We start from the raw sequence: 18,069 nt of genomic DNA on the forward strand, positions 1-18,069 counted from the left end.
ATATTATTTAATTTCATAAATTTAACAAAAATAACTTAAAGCCTGATGGGAGGGAAGTTGCAAAAAGCAGGCGAAAAAAAAGGGATACTGAACAAACCGAAAAGAGTTCTTGATGGCAACCAAGAAGATAGGGCTGAGTCTATCTTTCCACTCTTTTTTGGTAGAGTGCTTATAAAATAAGCACTTTGTCCAGTACCCCAAAGGATATACAGAATTTAGCATAGCGTTTGTCGCCTTGTCAATACTATTTTGCTTTTCCAGGGCCCCTTCACGCCCTCGTCAAAAGTGATATAACCCTATACTTTATAAGTAGTTAAAAGGTTCATCGGGAAGGGTTTTCAGTACCAGACGCCAATTTCAAAATCAGGGCGAAAGTGGAACGAAAATACTATCAAAACCCATTTAATCAACAGGTTAAAGTCCGAACTTCGGAATCCTTTCACAGCTTATTCACAGGGGGCCCTCACCCTCTCTTCATTCACTGGATCATGTCTATTGGAACGGGAACAAACGTGACCACAAAAATGAAAATGGAAGCGTATCCCACCTTTCTATGAAACGGTGACAACAACACCGTTTCATCGATAACGGGTGGATGCTTTACACCGATGAAGAAAACCATGGCCGCCCACACAAACCATCCCGGCCAGTACATCCCAAGTGGGAATAAGGCCACAAAGAATAAGCGCGCAAGCCAGGGTTGTTGATTCGGGAACATGGAATAAATGATGTGCCCCCCATCGAGTTGCCCGATGGGCAAGAGGTTGAGCGCGGTGAAGAACATGCCAAACCACCCGGCCAGCGCAAGGGGATGCAGATAAATGGTCAGTTCTTCGTTGAACGGGCTCACACCCAGCACCAACTCCGACAGGAAGTAAAGAATGAGAGAGTTGCCGTAATTGAGTCCCAGCCCCGGTGGCGGAGCCACATGCGACACCACGGAGAACATCAATCCCACTGCCAGCACAAACAATGCCACCACAAACCCCGCAATCGGTCCCGAGGCACCGATTTCCATGAGAGCCCGGCGGTCCGTTATGGGTTCCTTGATCGCAATGAACGCTCCAAATGTTCCAACGATGAACATGGGAGGTGCGGGAAGGAAATTAGGCAGGGTGGCATCCACATTGTTGCGTCGGCAGGCAAAATAATGCCCGAACTCGTGAACGCCGAGAATCGAAAGCAGCCCCAGCGCGTACCACACCCCGCCCACCAGGGTGGTGGTGAACACGGTGCCTGCCAGCAACAGCACAAACACCGTGACCGTCCGGAAATTGATCACAAACCGCTTGTGTGGATACGGGTACGGTTCGGCTTCCCACGGACCGGTCTCCTGCGGCCCTTCCCGGTTTTCAGCGTTTCGGTCCATTTTATCCTGCCGTTTTCAATCGATCCGGGCTTCGCAGGTCACAACGGCGTGTCGTTGGACAGGGGGCGATGCGTGAATGGCCTGCTCCCTTCGCCGGAATATTCGCCCACGGTCTGGCCGCATCCGAACAATTTGTATTTGTAAATCACCAGTCCCTCAAGCCCGACGGGTCCGCGCGCATGCGTCTTGTTGGTACTGATGCCGATTTCCGCTCCCAGCCCGAAACGGAAACCATCGGCAAAGCGGGTGGAGGCGTTCCACATGACACTCGCCGAATCCACCTCGTTCATGAACTGTTCCGCCGCCTCGCGGTTTTCGGTGACGATGGTATCGGTGTGCCCGGAACCATGCTCGTTGATGTGTGCGATGGCCGCGCCACGGTCATCCACCACCTTGATGGCCAGCTTGAGATCATTGTACTCGGTGTCCCACTCCGCAGCGGAAGCCTTCTGGAGATCCGGCACCAGACTGCACGCACGCAGGTCTCCCATCAATGCCACCCCTTTTTCGCGAAATCGGGCTGTGAGATCGGGCAGCACCTTCGGAGCCACCTTCTCATGCACCAGCAGGGTTTCCATGGCGTTGCACGCCGCCGCATATTGCAGTTTCGCATCCAGGGCGATGTTCAACGCCTTGGCCGTGTCCGCGTGTTCGTCGATGTACACGTGGCAAATGCCTTCGGAATGACCCAGAACAGGGATTTTCGTGTGATCCTGAACGTATCGAACAAATTCATTACTGCCCCGCGGAACAATCAGGTTGATGTAACGATCCTGCTCGAGCATCTCCGCCACCTCGGCGCGGGTTTCGATCAACTGCACCGCCGCCTCCGGTACCCCGGGAACACTGGCAATCGCCTGTCTCAAGAGATCCACGATGACCTTATTCGAATTCTGCGCTTCCCGGCCGCCTTTCAGAATCACCGCATTTCCGGATTTCAGGCACAGCGACGCGATCTGCGGTACCGCATCGGGACGCGACTCAAAAATCGCACCGATGACCCCGATGGGGCACGACACGCGGCGCAGGATCAGTCCTTCATCCAACTCCGTCGTGCCTTGAGCCCGGTTAACGGGATCTTCCAGCCGGACCACACTGCGGATGCCTTCCGCCATTCCCTTCACCTTGTGCGTATCCACGGCCAGACGGGCAACGAGGGGGCCTGAAATATTTTCCTTTTTGCTGTAATCAAGGTCCTTTCGATTGGCTTCCAGAATGGACTCGGTTTGAGCGACAAGCGCCTGGGCCATGGCTTCCAACGCCCGGTTTTTAGTGGCGGTGTCGAGACGCGCCAAAACAAGCGACGCCTTTTTGGCCAACGCCGCCATTTCTGTTACGGTCATGGTCTTCCTCTTGCTTTTTAATTCAGGGAGGGGTAAATGTCGTTGCCCACATGCTTTAGAATATCGGATTCCTTGATGGCCTGCACCCCGGCATTGCCGATTTCGTTACCCCACAGGTACAGGCGGTTCAGGCGGGTCAGCACCGGAGACCCGGCCAGGTCATGAGCCCCGGTTTCCGTGATGCCATTCCACTGCAGATCCAGCTCTTCCAGATTTGTGAATGCCTCCGATTTGGCGAGGTGTTTCACACCCACGTCGCCAATCTTGTTCCGCTCCAGTCGAAGCTGTCTCAGTTTACGAATATACGGAGATTCCGCAAGAACCTTTGCACCTTCTTCGCCGATTTCGTTGTGAGACAGGGACAGGACTTCCAGGTTTCTCAGGTATTGCGAGGAGGCCAATGCCGCAAGGCCCCGATTCCCGATCCCGTTTTTATCCAGCCTGAGAACCCGGACTTTCTCCAGTATCGGGGAATGGGCCAGTGCCATTAGACCGGCATCGCCAATCCCGTTTCCGGACAGATCCAGGTATTCGAGTGCCCTCAGGGTATCTGAATTGGCCAGAGCCCGGGTGCCCGCAGGACCGATTTGATTGCCCCACAAATTGAGGTGGGAAAGGAGCGGATACTTGTTCGAAGCCGCGAGCGCCGCCACCCCGTCCGGCCCGACCTGGTTATTGAACAGGTTCAGCGTTTGGAGGTTCGACAGGTATTTGGAAGCCGCCAGCGCCTGGGCTCCGGCATTGCCAAAACCATGTGAGTTGAGGTCCAGGATTTCGACCCTTTTCAACAGACGGGACCGCGCCAGTTGACGCACCCCGTCATCGCCCAGCATGCCGCTGAAATTGAGCTTGAGGTGGGTGCCGTTCTGCTTCAGTTCTTTCAGGATGATCGCATTGATATTGAGGGCCCAGACGGGACCCGACCACACAAGTCCGGCCAGGGCGGGCACCGCCCACACCAGAACCCGGGTTGTGTGGAATGGCTTCATGGAAAATTCTGTATCGTGATGCGGACCTCCAGTCCGTCCTGGAGCCAGCCGAAGTTGTCGTTACCCGCAAGGGTGGTGATCATTCCGTTGGTGTCCACCCGACGGACGCGGTTGTTGTCTCGGTCAGAGAAATACAGATTTCCTTCGCTATCGAATGCCATGCGGTAAGGGCTTTTCAACTGCGCCTGAACGGCGGGCCCGCCGTCACCGGAAAAACCCTGCACACCCGTTCCCGCTACAGTGGTGATGATGCCGTTTTTGTCTACCTTCCGGATGCGGTGCGCGTTTTCCTCGGCAATGTACAATTCGCCGGAGGGCGAAAACACCAGTCCTCCCGGCGACCGGATTCCCGCCAGCAACGCCGGCCCGCCATCGCCCTTGTCCTCGAAACTGCCGTCGCCCGCATAAGTTGTCACGTTGCCTTCGTTGTCGATTTTACGGATCTTGCTGCTTCCGGAATCGGAGACGAACACTTCCCCCTGATCGTTCACCGCAAGACCGTTCGGGTGCACTTCCCCGTCTTCAATGGCCAGCCACGCATCTTTCGCCAGGGTCTGGATGCGTCCCTGTGCGTCGACCCAGCGGATGTCACGGTTGGTATAGTCCGCAAGATAGACCTTCCCATCCGGGCCGACCGCAACGTCCTTGATCACACCGAGCGGTGCGTTGACCGCCAAAATCCCATCCTCCGCATGACCCAGCACCCCGCTTCCGGCAAAACGGTCGATGACCCCGTTTTCGTCGATACGCCGCACGTACCAGCTGTTGCCCTGCGAAGAGATCAGATATATGCGGTTCTGGTGATCGATTTCCAGGCCTTCCGGCATGAACAGCGACGCGTAGCGTGCGGAGCGTCCGTTGCCTTCATTGCCCTCCCGCCCGGTTCCCGCGTAGGTATAAATGTAACCTTTTTTGTCAAGCGCCCGCAGACGGTGCGCCTGCTTGTCGGCGAAAATCACGTGTCCCTGCCGGTCCACCACAATCCCCGAAGGCGCATCCAGCGTGGCGCCGGGCCCGGGACCGTGATCGCCGCGAAACAAGGCCTGCCCGTTGCCCGCCACCGTCTGCACTGTGTGTTGAACGAGGTGCATGCTTCGCACGCGGTGGTGGTTTCGGTCCACGATGAGAAGGTGTTGATCCGGCGTCATCGCCAGTGCAAACGGCAGGTGCAGGGACGTTTCGGAGGCAATTTCATTGTCACCGTTGTACTCGTTTTTCCCCGTACCCATGACGGTGGTGATGATCCCGTTGACATCCACCTTGCGCACCCGGTTGTTGTTGCGGTCGGCGATATAAAGATTGCCGCGGTCGTCTGAAACCACGTCTGTGGGATACGCCAGGCTGGAGCGTGTGGCCGGACCGAAGTCACCGCTGAAAAAATGCGTGCCCTCTCCTGCCACGGTGGTGATGATCCCGTCGGGCGTCACCTTGCGCACGCGGTTGTTGCCGCGGTCCGCGATGAAGAGATTGCCGTTTTCATCAACGTCGATGCCGAACGGGTACTTGAGGAGCGCATCGATGGCCGGACCAAAGTCCCCGCCGTACCCGGCCATACCGAGGCCCGCCACTGTAACCATCTGCCCCTCCGGGTCCATTTTCAGGACGCGGTTGTTGGAGCGGTCGGAGATAAACACGTGACCTAGAGAATCGCAGGCCACGTCCGATGGAAAATGCAGGGGAATCTCAACTGCGGGCCCTTCCTCCATGCCAAAATCAGGCTCTCCCGTTCCGGCGACGGTGGTGATGATGCCTTCCGTATCGACTTTACGCACCCGATGGTTGTTGCGGTCGGCAATATACAGGTTGCCTGAGGGATCCAGGCACAACCCCGCTGGAAAATTAAGGGCGGCTTCGAGAGCGGGTCCGTTGTCTCCGTGATACCCCGCGTTGCCGTTGCCCGCCACGGTGGTGATGATGCCGTTTTTACCGATCTTGCGGATGCGGTTTTTGGATCGGTGGGAGATGAAAATATTCCCTTCCTTATCCACCACCACACCATCCACCAGGGTCAATGCCACATGGATTGCCGGTTGTCCGTCGCCGATGTCCGAATAGGGAAAGGATTTTTCGCCGGGAAAAGCTGCGCCGGCCAGGACAACGCTCAACACAACCAGACAGACCCACCGGATGATGACTGTGCCTCGTCCGTGGTTCCAATCTGAAATGTTCATGCGTTCACCGTATAGTTATTTCTATCTGTCGTTGGCGTTTTGTTTTGAAGACGGCCCGTATGGTGGGTTCGCCCAACCTGTTCTGTATGAGGTCGAGCATCTCCAGATTCGGGAAATTCGGCGACTCAATAATTGCAATCGCCCCTTCATCCTGAATGTTGTTTTGTCCGAGGTAGAGATTTTTGAGCGAGGTCAGGTGTTTGGCCCGCGCCAGCACCTGCGCGCCGTCCGGCCCGATTTCATTGCGGAACAGGCCGAGTGTGGTCAGCTTCGGAAACGCTTTGGTTTCCACCAGATGATCCATCCCATCGGGGGTGATGAGGTTGTCGTTGAGAAGAAGGGTTTCCAGCTTCTGGAAGTTGCCGGACTGCGACATCAGGCGGATGCCCGGTTCGCCCACCTCATTTTTCCAGAGTTGCAGGGTTTCGAGATTTTTGATGTACGGCGATTCGGTCAGCGCTTTCACGCCCATATCGCCCAGCAGGTTGCCCCAGAGATCGAGGCTTTGAAGGTTGGACAGGTATGGAGACTGGGCCAGGGCCTGCATGCCCTCGGCTTTGATGAGGTTGTTCTGAAGGTTGAGGTCGGTGACGTTTTTCAGCAGTTCCATTTCCGCCAGCCGGACGGCCCCGGCGGAACGGATCTTCACCCCGCTCAGGTCGAGTTTCGTGCCATCCTGGCTGAGCCTCTGCTTAACCAGTTCATCGATTCCCTGTGCGGCGGCTCCAGAGGAACCCAGCATAACCAGCGCAACGAGAACCCCTGTCACCCTTTTCAGAACAGAAACCATGCGCGCGTACGATGAGGGTTAACGCTGTGACCTAATCCATACCCAGGCTAGGTTAACAGATATTTGAAGATGGTGTATATGATTTTTGTTCCAGCCTTGAAAGTTCCCGAAACCGTGCCGGTGATCTTGGACACCCCCACCCGCCAGCGGTACTTCACGGGAACCTCCAAAATGCGAAGGTTGTTCTTCACCGCCTTGATCTGCATCTCCACGGTCCAGCCGAAGTTGGTATCCTTCATTCCAATTTCCATCAGCGAAGCGTGCCGGATCGCCCGGAAGGGTCCCAGGTCCGTATAACGGTGACCAAAAAACAGCTGGATGAGGAACACGGCAAGCTTGTTGCCATACCGCGCCTGTGGCAAAAGCGCTTTCCGGCTTTCCTTCAGGAGCATGCGGCTTCCCAGCACAAAATCCTGCTCCCCGGTTTCGATGGGTTTAACAAGCAGATCGATCTCTTCCGGATAATCGCTGTAATCTGCGTCGAGGAAGACGACGATGTCAGGGTTTTTGAGGCTGGCGATGCCTTTCAGGCAGGCGCTTCCGTAACCGCGGCGGGATTCGGCAACCACGGTCGCGCCGTGCTCACGCGCCACTTCGGCGGTGGCGTCGGTGGAAGCGTTGTCCACCACGATGATCTGGTGCAGACGGTCTTTCGGCAGGTCATCGAGTACCAGCCCGATGGACTGCTCTTCGTTGAAGGCGGGCAGGATGACGGAGATTCTGGAGGACATGAGAGGCCGCCTGCGGCTCAGGCTCCGTTGAGGGCGCTCTTGATACTGGCAATGAACTGGCCGACCTTTTCCTTGCGCTCGTCGGGACTGGAGCACTGGTCGATGAGTTTGACGATGGCGCTTCCGACGATCACGCCGTCGGACATCTGCGACGCTTCTTTCGCTTCTTCCGGACCGGAGATCCCGAAGCCGATCATCACCGGATGCGTGGTGACTTTTTTCACCTCACCGATGCGCGACTGAAGGTTGCTGCTGAACTTGCTCTGCATGCCGGTGACCCCGGTGAGGGAGATGTAATATATGAAACCGCGACTCTTTTCGGAAATCATGCGCACCCGGTCCGGCGTGCTGGTGGGCGCGAGCAGGTAGATGACGCGCAGGCCTTTGCTGTTGGCAAAGCTTTCGAACGCCGTCGATTCCTCCGGCGGCAGGTCGGGCACGATGACGCCGTCCACGCCTGCGGCCACGGCATCGTTCACAAACTGCTCCTCACCATACACGAACACCGGGTTGTAGCTGGTCATGAGCACGATGGGAAGCTCGGACGTTTTGCGCAGGTCGGAAACCAGCGCCAGAATCTTTTTCAACGTGGTGCCGCTTTTGAGCGAGCGTTGCGACGCCGCCTGGATGACGGGTCCGTCGGCCAGGGGGTCCGAGAACGGCACGCCAAGCTCCACGATGTCCGCTCCGTTTTCCTCGATCACCTGGAAGATGTCTTTGGTCGCGTCGAGGCTGGGATCGCCGGCCGTGATGAACGCCACCAAAGCTTTCTGTTTTTTGGTGCGCAGGTCTTCAATGCGCTGTTCGATGCGGTTCACGGCTGTTCTCCCAGAAACTCAGCCACCTGGTTGACGTCCTTGTCTCCGCGGCCCGACAGGCAGAGCACGATGATTTCGTCTTTCTTCATCTTCGGCGCGATCTTGACCACCTGCGCGATGGCGTGCGCCGACTCCAGCGCCGGGATGATGCCTTCCGACTTCGACAGCAGTTTGAATCCTTCGAGGGCTTCCTCGTCGGTGATCGACACATACTCCGCCCGTCCGGTCTCGCGGTAATAACTGTGCTCGCAACCGACGCCGGGATAGTCGAGTCCGGCGGAAATGGAATGCGCCTCGTGAATCTGCCCGTCCTCGTTGAACAACAGGTAACTTTTCATGCCGTGCAGAACGCCCACCCCGCCGTGGCCCAGCGACGCACCGTGTTTGCCGGTGTCGATGCCGTGGCCGGCCGCCTCGACACCCATCAGCTTCACGGATTCGTCGTTGACGAAGGGGTAGAACAGGCCGATGGAATTGCTCCCGCCACCGACGCAGGCGACACAGATGTCCGGCAGTCGGCCTTCCACTTCCTGCAACTGCCGTTTCGCTTCCTCGCCGATGATCTTCTGAAAATCGCGGACGATCATGGGAAACGGATGCGGCCCGACGACCGAACCGATGATGTAATGCGTGGTCTCGACGGTGGTGATCCAGTTGCGGATGGCCTCACTGGTGGCGTCCTTGAGGGTGCGTGTGCCGGAGGAGACGGGGATGACCTTCGCACCGAGGAGTTTCATGCGGAAAACGTTGAGCGCCTGCCTGCGGATGTCCTCTTCACCCATGAACACTTCGCATTCGAGATCGAACAATGCAGCCGCCGTGGCCGTGGCGACGCCGTGCTGTCCGGCTCCCGTTTCGGCGATGACGCGCTTCTTGCCCATGCGTTTGGTGAGGAGAGCGCTGCCGATGGTGTTGTTGATCTTGTGCGCCCCGGTGTGATTCAGGTCTTCGCGCTTGAGGTACACCTTGGCACCGCCCAGTTGGCGGGTCAGGTTTTCCGCGAAATACAACGGCGAGGGCCGTCCGACGTACTGCTCGAGGTAATACTTGAGTTCGCGCTGGAACTCCGGATCCTGCCGGGTTTCGTTGTAAATCCGCTCCAGCTCGGTGAGCGCGGGCATCAGTGTTTCGATGACGTACTTACCGCCGAACTGGCCAAAATGCCCGCTGGCATCCGGGACGGTCGTGTAATCTTTCGGTTGAGCCATGGTCACATTCCTTTTACGGCTTCAATGAACTTGCGTACTTTATTCCGGTTCTTTTTGCCCGGCTTCGATTCCACTCCGGAACACACATCCACCCCATACGGTCGGCACACGCGGATGCCTTCAGCGACGTTTTCCGCGTCGAGACCACCTGCGAGGATCACCGGGCCGTGCTGGCGCGCCTGCTTGACGAGGCTCCAGTTGAAGCGCTCACCGGTGCCGCCCCACTCGCCTTCCTTGTACGCGTCGAGCAGAAACGCATCGACGGCATAGCGTGACAGGCCTTTGACCGATTCCGCATCCTTCACGCGGATGGCTTTCACCACCCTGGCCGCGATGCGTTTGCAAAACGCGGGCGACTCGTCGCCATGCAACTGCACAACATCCAGACCGCAGGTTTTGACGGTGCGCTCGATGACCTCGGCGGTTTCATTGACGAACACGCCGACCCTCTGCACGAACGGCGGCAGTTTTTCAGCGATGGCCTTGGCCTGTCTGGCCGTCACCGCGCGTGGGCTTTTCTTGAAAAAGATGAAGCCTACCGCATCCGCGCCGCATTCGACCGCATGCATCGTATCTTCCAGAGAGGTCATGCCGCAGACCTTGACTTTAACCGGAAACGGACGTTTTGTCATGGCCGCGCAGTTCCTGTAATTTTTCGGGGATGCAGTCCGCCTTCATCAGGCTTTCGCCGATCAAGAACGCGTGCATACCGAGCGATTCGAATTCCTCGATGTGGGTGCGTTCGTAAATACCGCTTTCACACACCAGGCACAGCCCGCCCAGGCCTTTCAATTGACCCAGCAGGCGGCGCGACACGGCGAGGTCCGTCTTGCCCGTGGTCAGGTCGCGATTGTTGATACCGAGCAGTTTGGCATCGGCGTACAGCGCCTTCTCCAGATCCTTTTCGTTGTGCGTCTCGACCAGCGCCGTAAAACCCAGTTCGTGGCCCAGCGCCATCAGGTCCTTCAACTGGTTCTTGTCGAGCGAGGTGGCGATGAGCAAATAGAAATCCGCGCCGAACGCCCGCGATTCGTACACCTGGTACTCGGTGTAGATGAAATCCTTGCGCAGGAGAGGAATGTTCACCTCCTGCTTCGCCTGCTGAAGATAATCGAGACTGCCGCCGAAGAACTTGTTGTCGGTCAGAATGGAGATCGCCGATGCCCCGTTGTCCGCGTATTCCTTCGCAATCTTCATCGCGTCAAAGTCCTGCACCAGGTCGCCCTTGAACGGCGTACGCCGCTTGATCTCGGCGATGATGTTCGATCCATCCCCCTTACGTGACAGAATGCCCAGAACATCCTGCGCTTTCTGCACCTCGCTCAGCCGCCCCTTCAATTCAGAGAGCGGCCGTTCGCGCTTCGCCGTGGCGACGTCGTCCTTCTTGTGTTCGAAGATGGTGTCCAGAATGTTGCGCATGATCGATTTCCTACGGCACGTTGACGGGACGCTGGTTGCTGACGCGGCACAGGTCTTCCAGTTTCTGTTTCGCCGCACCCGAGTCGATGGACCGGCGCGCCGCATCGATCCCGGCTTGCAAATCGACGGCTTTGCCCGCAGCCACGATAGCGGCGGCGGCATTGAGCAGGACGATATCGCGTTTCGGTCCGGGCGCACCCACTAGAATGCCACGCACCAGCTCGGCGTTGTCTTCGGCCTCGCCGCCTTTCAGATCCTTCGCATTGCACAAGGTCAGTCCCACATCTTGCGGATTCAGCACATACGCCTTGACCGTGCCGTCCTTGAGTTCCGCGACCTGGGTCGGCCCGGTGAGGGTGATCTCATCGAGCCCGTCCTCGCCGTGCACGATAAATGCGTGACGGCACCCGAGTTTGTCCAGAACGTTGGCCAGCGGTTCGGTCCATTTGGCATCGAACACCCCCACCACCTGCGCCTGAACGCCCGCCGGATTGGTGAGCGGTCCGAGTAAATTGAAAATGGTGCGGAATCCCAGTTCGCGGCGCACGTCGGCCGCATGTTTCATCGCCTTGTGCATCGACGGCGCAAACAGGAACGCCATGCCCACATCCTTCAAACATTTTTCAACAACGGACTTTTCCGCCTCAACATTGACGCCGAGGCATTTGAGGACATCCGCGCTACCGGAGCGACTGGACACCGCGCGGTTGCCGTGCTTGGCAACCGTGATCCCTGCCCCCGCCACGACAAACGCCACGGCGGTGGAGATGTTGAATGTGTTTGCCCCGTCGCCGCCGGTGCCACAGGTGTCGACGGAATGCTCGCCGTCGGCATCCAGCTTTTCCGCCTTCTCGCGCATCACTCTGGCGGCGCCGGTGATCTCCGAAACCGTCTCTCCCTTCATGCGGAGTGCCGTCAGGAGCGCACCGAGGAACGACCGCTCCACCTTCCCCTCCATGACGAGGGTCATGACGTGGATCATCTCCTCTTCGGTCAGGTCACGGCCATCGACCGCTTTATGAAGAATGCTGTGTGCGTCCATCGACGTGCCCCGCCGGCAGACCCGGCGAGTCCAGAAAGTTTTTCAGAAGATTTTTGCCGTACACCGTGAGGATCGATTCCGGGTGGAACTGAACCCCTTCCACCGGCAGTTCTTTATGACGGATGCCCATGATCTCGCCTTCCACCGTCCATGCCGACACCTCGAAACAATCCGGCAGGGAGTCGCGTTCGACAATCAGCGAATGATACCGCGTCGCTTCGAAGGGATCCGGCAGATCCTTGAACAGGGTATTGTTGTCGTGGTGGATCTGCGACGTTTTGCCGTGCATCAGTTTCGCCGCCTTGACGATCTTGCCGCCGAACGCTTCGGCCACCGACTGGTGCCCAAGACACACACCGAGAAGCGGAATCTTTCCTGCGAAGTGCCTGACCACGTCCTTCGACACCCCGGCCTTGGTGGGAGTGCAGGGTCCGGGAGAGATGACGATCTTCTCCGGCGCGAGTCCCTCGATTTCTTCCACCGTGATCTTGTCGTTGCGGTGCACGCGGATGTCCGCTCCCAGTTCCCCCAGGTACTGCACGAGGTTGTAGGTGAACGAATCGTAGTTGTCGATCATCAGGATCATAAGACCAACCCCTTCTCCGCCAGTTCCACCGCCTTCAGCATGGCCCTGCCCTTGTTCATGGTTTCCTCGAATTCCTTTTCCGGAACCGAATCAGCGACGATGCCCGCGCCGACACCGAGATACCCCGTCTGGTTTTTGACTACGAGCGTGCGGATGGCGATGGCCGTGTCCATGTTACCGTTGAAACTGATATAACCCACCGCCCCGGCGTAAAGGCCGCGCCGCGTGGGCTCGAGTTCCTCGATGATTTCCATGGCACGGATTTTGGGCGCGCCGGATACCGTTCCCGCCGGGAACGCCGCCGCCAAAACGTCGAAGCAGTCGAGGCCTTCCTTTAATATACCGCGAACGTTGGAGACAATGTGCATGACGTGCGAATATCTTTCTATGGTGAATTTTTCGTTCACCTCCACACTGCGGATTTCCGCCACCCGGCCCAGGTCGTTGCGACCCAGGTCCACCAGCATGATGTGCTCGGCCAGCTCCTTTTCATCCTGCAGGAGGTCCTTTTCCAGTGCCCGGTCCTCGTCTTCATTTTTGCCGCGCTTGCGGGTGCCCGCAATGGGCCGCACCTCGACGTCCTTGCCCTCCAGCCGCACCAGCACCTCCGGTGACGACCCCACCACCTGCATGTCGCCGAAGCTCAGGTAATACATGTAGGGCGACGGGTTGATGGTGCGGAGCGCGCGGTACAGTACGAACGGGTCCTGCTTGAGCTCGAAGCGGAGCCTCTGAGACAGCACCACCTGGATGGCATCCCCCTCGCGGATGTAATCCTTGACCTTGAGAACCGCTTTTTTGAATTCCTCTTCCTCGAAATTGGAATGGATCTCGGCGTGACTGCTTTGCAGGGAGGGATGGCCGCCGTTGCTGTGTTGCGACAGGTCTTTTCGGAGCAGGCGTTCCAGCGCCTCGATCTTGCCCGTCGTCTCCAGGTACAGTTCGTCGAGGTCGCGCCCCGGCGTATGGGCGTTGGAAACGATCTTGATGGTCTGCGTCACATTGTCGAACACGAGAAGCGTGTCGGTGATGACGAAATAGGAATCCGGGATATCGAGGTCGTCTTCGGTCTGGTTCGGCAGGTCCTCGAAGTAGCGCACCATGTCGTAGCCGATGAACCCCACCGCCCCGCCGGAGAAGCGCGGCAGGCCGTCCACCGCCACCGGCTGGTACCGGGAAAGCATCTCCTTCACCACTGACAGCGGTTGCTCGCCGTTCAACTGCCGGGTTTCGTTCTGGCCGGAGGTCTGGACCGTGACCGAATCGCCTTTGGTCTGGATAACCGTCGACGGATTGCACCCGATGAAGCAGTAGCGCGCCCACTTGTCGCCGCCCTCGACGCTTTCCAGAAGAAAGGCGTGCATGCCGTCGCGGATTTTCATAAACGCCGAGACAGGCGTATCCAAATCGGCGAGGATTTCCTTATAAACTGGAATCAGGTTGCCCTGTTTCGCCTTGGCCTTGAAGTCATCGAGAGAGGGTTTGTACATTGCAAACAAAAAAAGCACAGACGCACTGTGCTACACGAAAAAGGCCTCTTAGAAAGGGTCTATTTTCAATGAGTTAGTTTAATGACAGTACCACCGAGGGGCGGAGGGTGTCAAGCCGATTGCGCGGGCCCGTGCGGCTGCCCGAAGGGCGCTCCGGAAAAGACGAAAACAACAGGGCCGATACAGGAATTTGGCCCCTACTCCACTTCCTTCCAGTCCTCGCCGTCCCAGTGCAGGATGAGGCCGTTGTCCCCCACCGCGTACATGTCATTTTCGTTCGGACCCCAGATGGCGGTGAGGTATTCCTCGGTATTGGACTCGATACGAGTCCACTGGTCGCCGTCGCGGTAGATAATGAGACCGACGTCACCCACCGCGAACACCAGTTCCTCGCTGGGTCCCCACACATCGAGGAAGAAGTCCTCGACGGGAGTCGGCATCACCTTGAAATCATTACCGTTGAAGTGGATCAGCGTACCGAAAGACCCGGCGAAATACATGTCCTCGGGGCCGAATCCGTAGATGCTGTACAACTCCGCGTTGGAGTTGAAGGTCATGCGCTTCCACTCGGTATCGTGGAGTTTCAGCACCAGTCCGTCGAAGCCGACGGCGTACATGTTTTCCCGGTCCCAGCCCCAGACGGCGGCGATGTCCGTCTGCGTGCCGCTGGACATGAATTTCCAGTTCTGGCCGTCATACCTGAGGATTTTGCCGATGCGGCAACAGGCATAGATTTCGTTCTCGCCCAACCCCCAGATACCGGACATGGGCGGCAGGCTGTCGGTGTCTTCCGCCTTCCACTCCTTGCCGTTGTAGCGGATGATTTTGCCGTCGGTGCAGACGGCGTAGAGGTTGTCCGGCGCGGTGCCCCACATCCGTTTGAGGGTCCAGCGTCCGCCGGTATCGATCTTGTTCCATTCTTTGCCGTTCCAGTGCAGGCAGGTACCTTCAGCTCCCCCGATGAATACATTGTCGGCGCCGAAGCCGTACACAGACAGCAGGTTGCTGCTCGTCAACTGGCTCATGTCCCATCCCCGTTTGAAATTTCAGCGGTTCGTTGCTGCGTGAGTTACGCGATCACAATGAAACGTCGTGCCATTTTTTGCCATCGTAGAAGATGACGCAACCGTTTTCTCCGCACACCCAGACCTTGTCCGGCGCAAGCCCTCGCACCTTGGTGAAGTAAGAGTCAAAGGGAATTTCCATCTGCGTCCAAGCCTTCCCGTCATAGTGCAACAGAGTGGAGGCGTCGCCCACGGCGAAGATGTTGTCGTCGGAACTCCCCCAGATGGCGAGGATGTATTCCTCGGTACCCGTTTCCATGCGGGTCCACTCGTTGCCGTCGAAATGCAGGATAGTACCGTACGAACCCACCGTATAGACGCTGTCGGCACCGGCGCCCCAGATGCCGTAAAGCGAGGTCTGCTCATCGGTCAATTCCTCGCGGCGGTGGAAGGTCTTGCCGTCGTAGAAGCGGTAGATGCCCTCGCCACCAACGGCGTGGATCCGGTTGATGTCCGCTCCCCAGAAGCCGAACAGGTCGTGAATGGTGTTGGGCTCGCGATATTCCCAGGACGTCCCGTTCCAGAACAGCACGCGGCCACCGACACCGAAGATGAATATGTGCGATTCATCGTAGCCGTACAGTGAGTTGAGTGAGTCGTAATTGCCGGTGTCGATCTGTGTCCACTCCTTGCCGTCGTAGTGGATGACCACTCCACCGATACCGACCGCATAGATGCAGTCTTCGTGCGCAGCCCAGATCCCCATGAGTGGATTGGTATTTTCCGTCCGTTCGGGGGTCCAGAACTCACCATCGAAGTACTGAGGAATCCCGTCTTTGCCCACAACATAAATGCTGTTCTCGTTGAACGGCCAGATGTCCATCAAATCCGGTTTTTCGCCCGTAAACATGGTTAGTTTCGATCCTTAATGAAAAACAGATTGAGAAACGGTATTCGTTGACGTCTCACCCCCGCAGCGATATTTCAGGCGAGGTACGGCCCCGAATAGAGACAGCCCCAAACAGGGGTCAATGTTCGGCGGGGGTGAGCCGGAACACCACTTTGGACAGCTTGGGCAGGTTTTCCGAATTCTGAATCAACTCCTGCACCTCCTCACTGATGTCATTGTGAACGAGGATCAGGGTTTCCAGATTGGACAGGACCTTGGACTCCGCAATGGCGCGTGCCCCCTTGTCGGTGATCTCGGTTTCATACAGATCGAGCAGGGTCAGATTGCGCATGCATTCGGATTTGGCGATGGCCTCCACCCCGCGGTCACCGATGGGATTGTACGTCAACGTCAACTGCTGGAGATTCTTGAGCGTTTCCGATTCCGCCAGGGCGACGGCCCCGTCCGATTCGATATAATTCCAGTTGAGGTTGAGCTCGGTCAGCTTGGAAAGATTTTTTGACCGGGCAATGGCCAGAGCCCCTTCGTCGGCGATGTTGTTGCGGTAGAGTGAAAGCAGATTGAGCCGAGTGAGAGTTTCCGACTCGGCAATAGCTGCAGCGCCCTCATCCTCCAGTCCGTCCCCCACCCAAAGCGAGACCAGGTTGCCCAGAATGGTGGATTTGGCCAGCGCTTTTGCGCCTTCGGCGGTGATTTTATTGTCGCTCAAAATCAGTTCGGACAGGTTGAGCATGGTTTTGGACTTGCACATTGCGGCCAGTCCGGCATCCGTCACCTGGTTTTTGAACAGGTTGAGGACGGTGAGGTTCTTCATTTCCTTGCAGTCGAGCAGGGCCTGAACGCCCTCATCGCCAACCTCGTTGAACTCCAGGAATATCGCGGTGATGTCCTTGATCTGGTCGCTTTGGACGATGTTTTTCAGGTCCTCATCGCCGATTTCGCGCTCGCGCAGATCGAGTTCGCTGTTTTCGATGTTCAGGCCTTCCTTGATAATCGATTCGGTATCCGCCATGGCTCACTTCTAGGAATTAAAGTCAGGGATTTGAAGACATGAATCGCCTATTGTAGAAAAATCAACGTTTTTGTAAAGATATAATTTCAACAGGCCGGGTCCGGGCCCTGCCATCAGGAGTTGTGGCCCCATGCCGGGGTTGCTATATTGTTACGTCTTAATTTCATTCAGGATTGCACCGATGCCGCAAGACATACAGGAAATCACCGATAGGGTCAAACAGGCCAGTCATTTCGTTCCGGCCATCGTCGCGGAGATGGAACGCGTCATGGTGGGCCAGCGTTACCTGATCGAGCGCCTCATTCTGGGCCTGCTGACCAACGAGCACATCCTCGTAGAGGGCGTGCCGGGACTGGCCAAGACCACCGCCGTCAAAACCCTCGCCCAGACCATTGAAGCCAGCTACAAGCGCATCCAGTTCACTCCGGACCTGCTGCCCGCGGACCTCATCGGCACCCAGATTTATCAGCCGAAAACCGGAGAGTTTGTTATTAAAAAAGGACCCCTGTTTGCCAACATCATTCTGGCGGACGAAATCAACCGCGCCCCGGCAAAGGTGCAGAGCGCCCTGCTGGAAGCCATGGAAGAGCGCCAGATCACCATCGGGGGGGAGACCTTTCCTCTGGAACAGCCGTTCCTGGTGATGGCGACACAGAATCCCATCGAGCAGGAAGGGACCTACCCCTTGCCCGAGGCCCAAGTGGACCGCTTCCTGTTCAAGCTCAAAATCGGGTATCCCTCCAAGGACGAAGAAAAACGCATCCTGCAGCGCATGGCCACAACCAACAGCCATATCGAGATCAAGCCGGTGATCCACCCGAAGGACATCCTGGCGGCTCGAGCGGTGTTCGACGAGATTTATATCGACGACAACCTGCAGGATTACATCGTGAATTTAGTCAACGCCACCCGTTTTCCGGGCGAATACCGATTGGAAAACCTGGCCAGCATGATTGACTACGGCGCCTCCCCGCGGGCCTCGATTTTTCTCAACCGCGTGGCAAAAGCGTATGCTTTCATGCAGGGACGCGGCTTTGTGGTGCCGCACGACATCAAAACCATCGGCCTCGACATCCTGCGCCACCGTATCATCCTCACCTACGAGGCGGAAGCCGAGAACATCACGTCCGACGATGTGCTGAAAAAGATTTTCGACACTGTGGAAGTTCCATGAAGGAGGGGCCGCC

At 57.3% G+C, this 18,069-nt stretch carries 17 protein-coding genes; 1 reads left to right on the top strand and 16 read right to left on the bottom strand.

Annotated elements, in window-relative coordinates; all coding sequences use genetic code 11:
• Positions 1 to 478: 478 nt before the first annotated feature.
• The 16 genes from ACTRXA_RS02560 to ACTRXA_RS02635 all read right to left on the bottom strand — a co-directional run bounded on the left by ACTRXA_RS02560 (position 479) and on the right by ACTRXA_RS02635 (position 16,882).
• On the bottom strand, positions 479 to 1,369 hold the full coding sequence (locus ACTRXA_RS02560) for a site-2 protease family protein (RefSeq protein ID WP_442425637.1): 891 nt from the start codon (positions 1,367 to 1,369) through the stop codon (positions 479 to 481).
• Positions 1,370 to 1,407: 38 nt separating this feature from the next.
• Entirely contained in the window at positions 1,408 to 2,712 is a 1,305-nt protein-coding gene (locus ACTRXA_RS02565) for a glutamate-5-semialdehyde dehydrogenase (protein ID WP_442425638.1), read from the bottom strand.
• 17 nt (positions 2,713 to 2,729) lie between these two features.
• Positions 2,730 to 3,701, bottom strand: coding sequence for a hypothetical protein (locus ACTRXA_RS02570; protein ID WP_442425639.1), 972 nt, complete (start codon positions 3,699 to 3,701; stop codon positions 2,730 to 2,732).
• A complete protein-coding gene (locus ACTRXA_RS02575; RefSeq protein WP_442425640.1) occupies positions 3,698 to 5,872 on the bottom strand; it encodes an NHL domain-containing protein in 2,175 nt (724 codons plus the stop codon). The genes ACTRXA_RS02570 and ACTRXA_RS02575 overlap by 4 nt, the downstream gene beginning before the upstream one ends.
• Before the next feature lie 4 nt (positions 5,873 to 5,876).
• On the bottom strand, positions 5,877 to 6,614 hold the full coding sequence (locus ACTRXA_RS02580; RefSeq protein ID WP_442425641.1) for a hypothetical protein: 738 nt from the start codon (positions 6,612 to 6,614) through the stop codon (positions 5,877 to 5,879).
• Positions 6,615 to 6,709: 95 nt separating this feature from the next.
• Positions 6,710 to 7,393, bottom strand: coding sequence for a glycosyltransferase family 2 protein (locus ACTRXA_RS02585; protein ID WP_442425642.1), 684 nt, complete (start codon positions 7,391 to 7,393; stop codon positions 6,710 to 6,712).
• Between the two features lie 17 nt (positions 7,394 to 7,410).
• Positions 7,411 to 8,211, bottom strand: a complete 801-nt coding sequence (gene trpA / locus ACTRXA_RS02590; protein WP_442425643.1) for a tryptophan synthase subunit alpha — start codon at positions 8,209 to 8,211, stop codon at positions 7,411 to 7,413.
• Positions 8,208 to 9,419, bottom strand: a complete 1,212-nt coding sequence (trpB, locus tag ACTRXA_RS02595) for a tryptophan synthase subunit beta (RefSeq protein WP_442425644.1) — start codon at positions 9,417 to 9,419, stop codon at positions 8,208 to 8,210. Before trpB ends, trpA begins: the two co-directional genes overlap by 4 nt.
• A gap of 2 nt (positions 9,420 to 9,421) precedes the next feature.
• Positions 9,422 to 10,051, bottom strand: coding sequence for a phosphoribosylanthranilate isomerase (locus ACTRXA_RS02600; RefSeq protein WP_442425645.1), 630 nt, complete (start codon positions 10,049 to 10,051; stop codon positions 9,422 to 9,424).
• Positions 10,026 to 10,838 carry an indole-3-glycerol phosphate synthase TrpC gene (gene trpC, locus ACTRXA_RS02605; protein WP_442425646.1) on the bottom strand — a complete coding sequence of 271 codons (813 nt, stop codon included), beginning with the start codon at positions 10,836 to 10,838 and terminating at the stop codon, positions 10,026 to 10,028. The genes ACTRXA_RS02600 and trpC overlap by 26 nt, the downstream gene beginning before the upstream one ends.
• A 10-nt stretch (positions 10,839 to 10,848) precedes the next feature.
• A complete protein-coding gene (gene trpD, locus ACTRXA_RS02610; protein ID WP_442425647.1) occupies positions 10,849 to 11,880 on the bottom strand; it encodes an anthranilate phosphoribosyltransferase in 1,032 nt (343 codons plus the stop codon).
• The gene (pabA, locus tag ACTRXA_RS02615; RefSeq protein WP_442425648.1) at positions 11,855 to 12,466 is read right to left on the bottom strand and encodes an aminodeoxychorismate/anthranilate synthase component II; all 612 of its coding nucleotides are present in this window, start codon (positions 12,464 to 12,466) and stop codon (positions 11,855 to 11,857) included. The genes trpD and pabA overlap by 26 nt, the downstream gene beginning before the upstream one ends.
• Complete coding sequence (trpE, locus tag ACTRXA_RS02620) at positions 12,463 to 13,956, bottom strand: anthranilate synthase component I (protein ID WP_442425649.1); 1,494 nt, start codon at positions 13,954 to 13,956, stop codon at positions 12,463 to 12,465. Before trpE ends, pabA begins: the two co-directional genes overlap by 4 nt.
• A gap of 197 nt (positions 13,957 to 14,153) precedes the next feature.
• Positions 14,154 to 14,981, bottom strand: coding sequence for a WD40/YVTN/BNR-like repeat-containing protein (locus ACTRXA_RS02625; RefSeq protein WP_442425650.1), 828 nt, complete (start codon positions 14,979 to 14,981; stop codon positions 14,154 to 14,156).
• Positions 14,982 to 15,033: 52 nt separating this feature from the next.
• Complete coding sequence (locus tag ACTRXA_RS02630) at positions 15,034 to 15,870, bottom strand: hypothetical protein (protein WP_442425651.1); 837 nt, start codon at positions 15,868 to 15,870, stop codon at positions 15,034 to 15,036.
• A gap of 118 nt (positions 15,871 to 15,988) precedes the next feature.
• Positions 15,989 to 16,882 (bottom strand): hypothetical protein, encoded by an 894-nt coding sequence (locus ACTRXA_RS02635; protein WP_442425652.1) that lies wholly within the window; start codon positions 16,880 to 16,882, stop codon positions 15,989 to 15,991.
• A gap of 181 nt (positions 16,883 to 17,063) precedes the next feature.
• Here ACTRXA_RS02635 and ACTRXA_RS02640 point away from each other — a divergent pair, with 181 nt between their 5' ends.
• The gene (locus tag ACTRXA_RS02640; protein ID WP_442425653.1) at positions 17,064 to 18,056 is read left to right on the top strand and encodes an AAA family ATPase; all 993 of its coding nucleotides are present in this window, start codon (positions 17,064 to 17,066) and stop codon (positions 18,054 to 18,056) included.
• The last annotated feature ends 13 nt before the right edge of the window (positions 18,057 to 18,069 follow it).

This window comes from Nitrospina sp. P1_D6 (assembly GCF_052156615.1).
GTDB lineage: Bacteria > Nitrospinota > Nitrospinia > Nitrospinales > Nitrospinaceae > Nitrospina.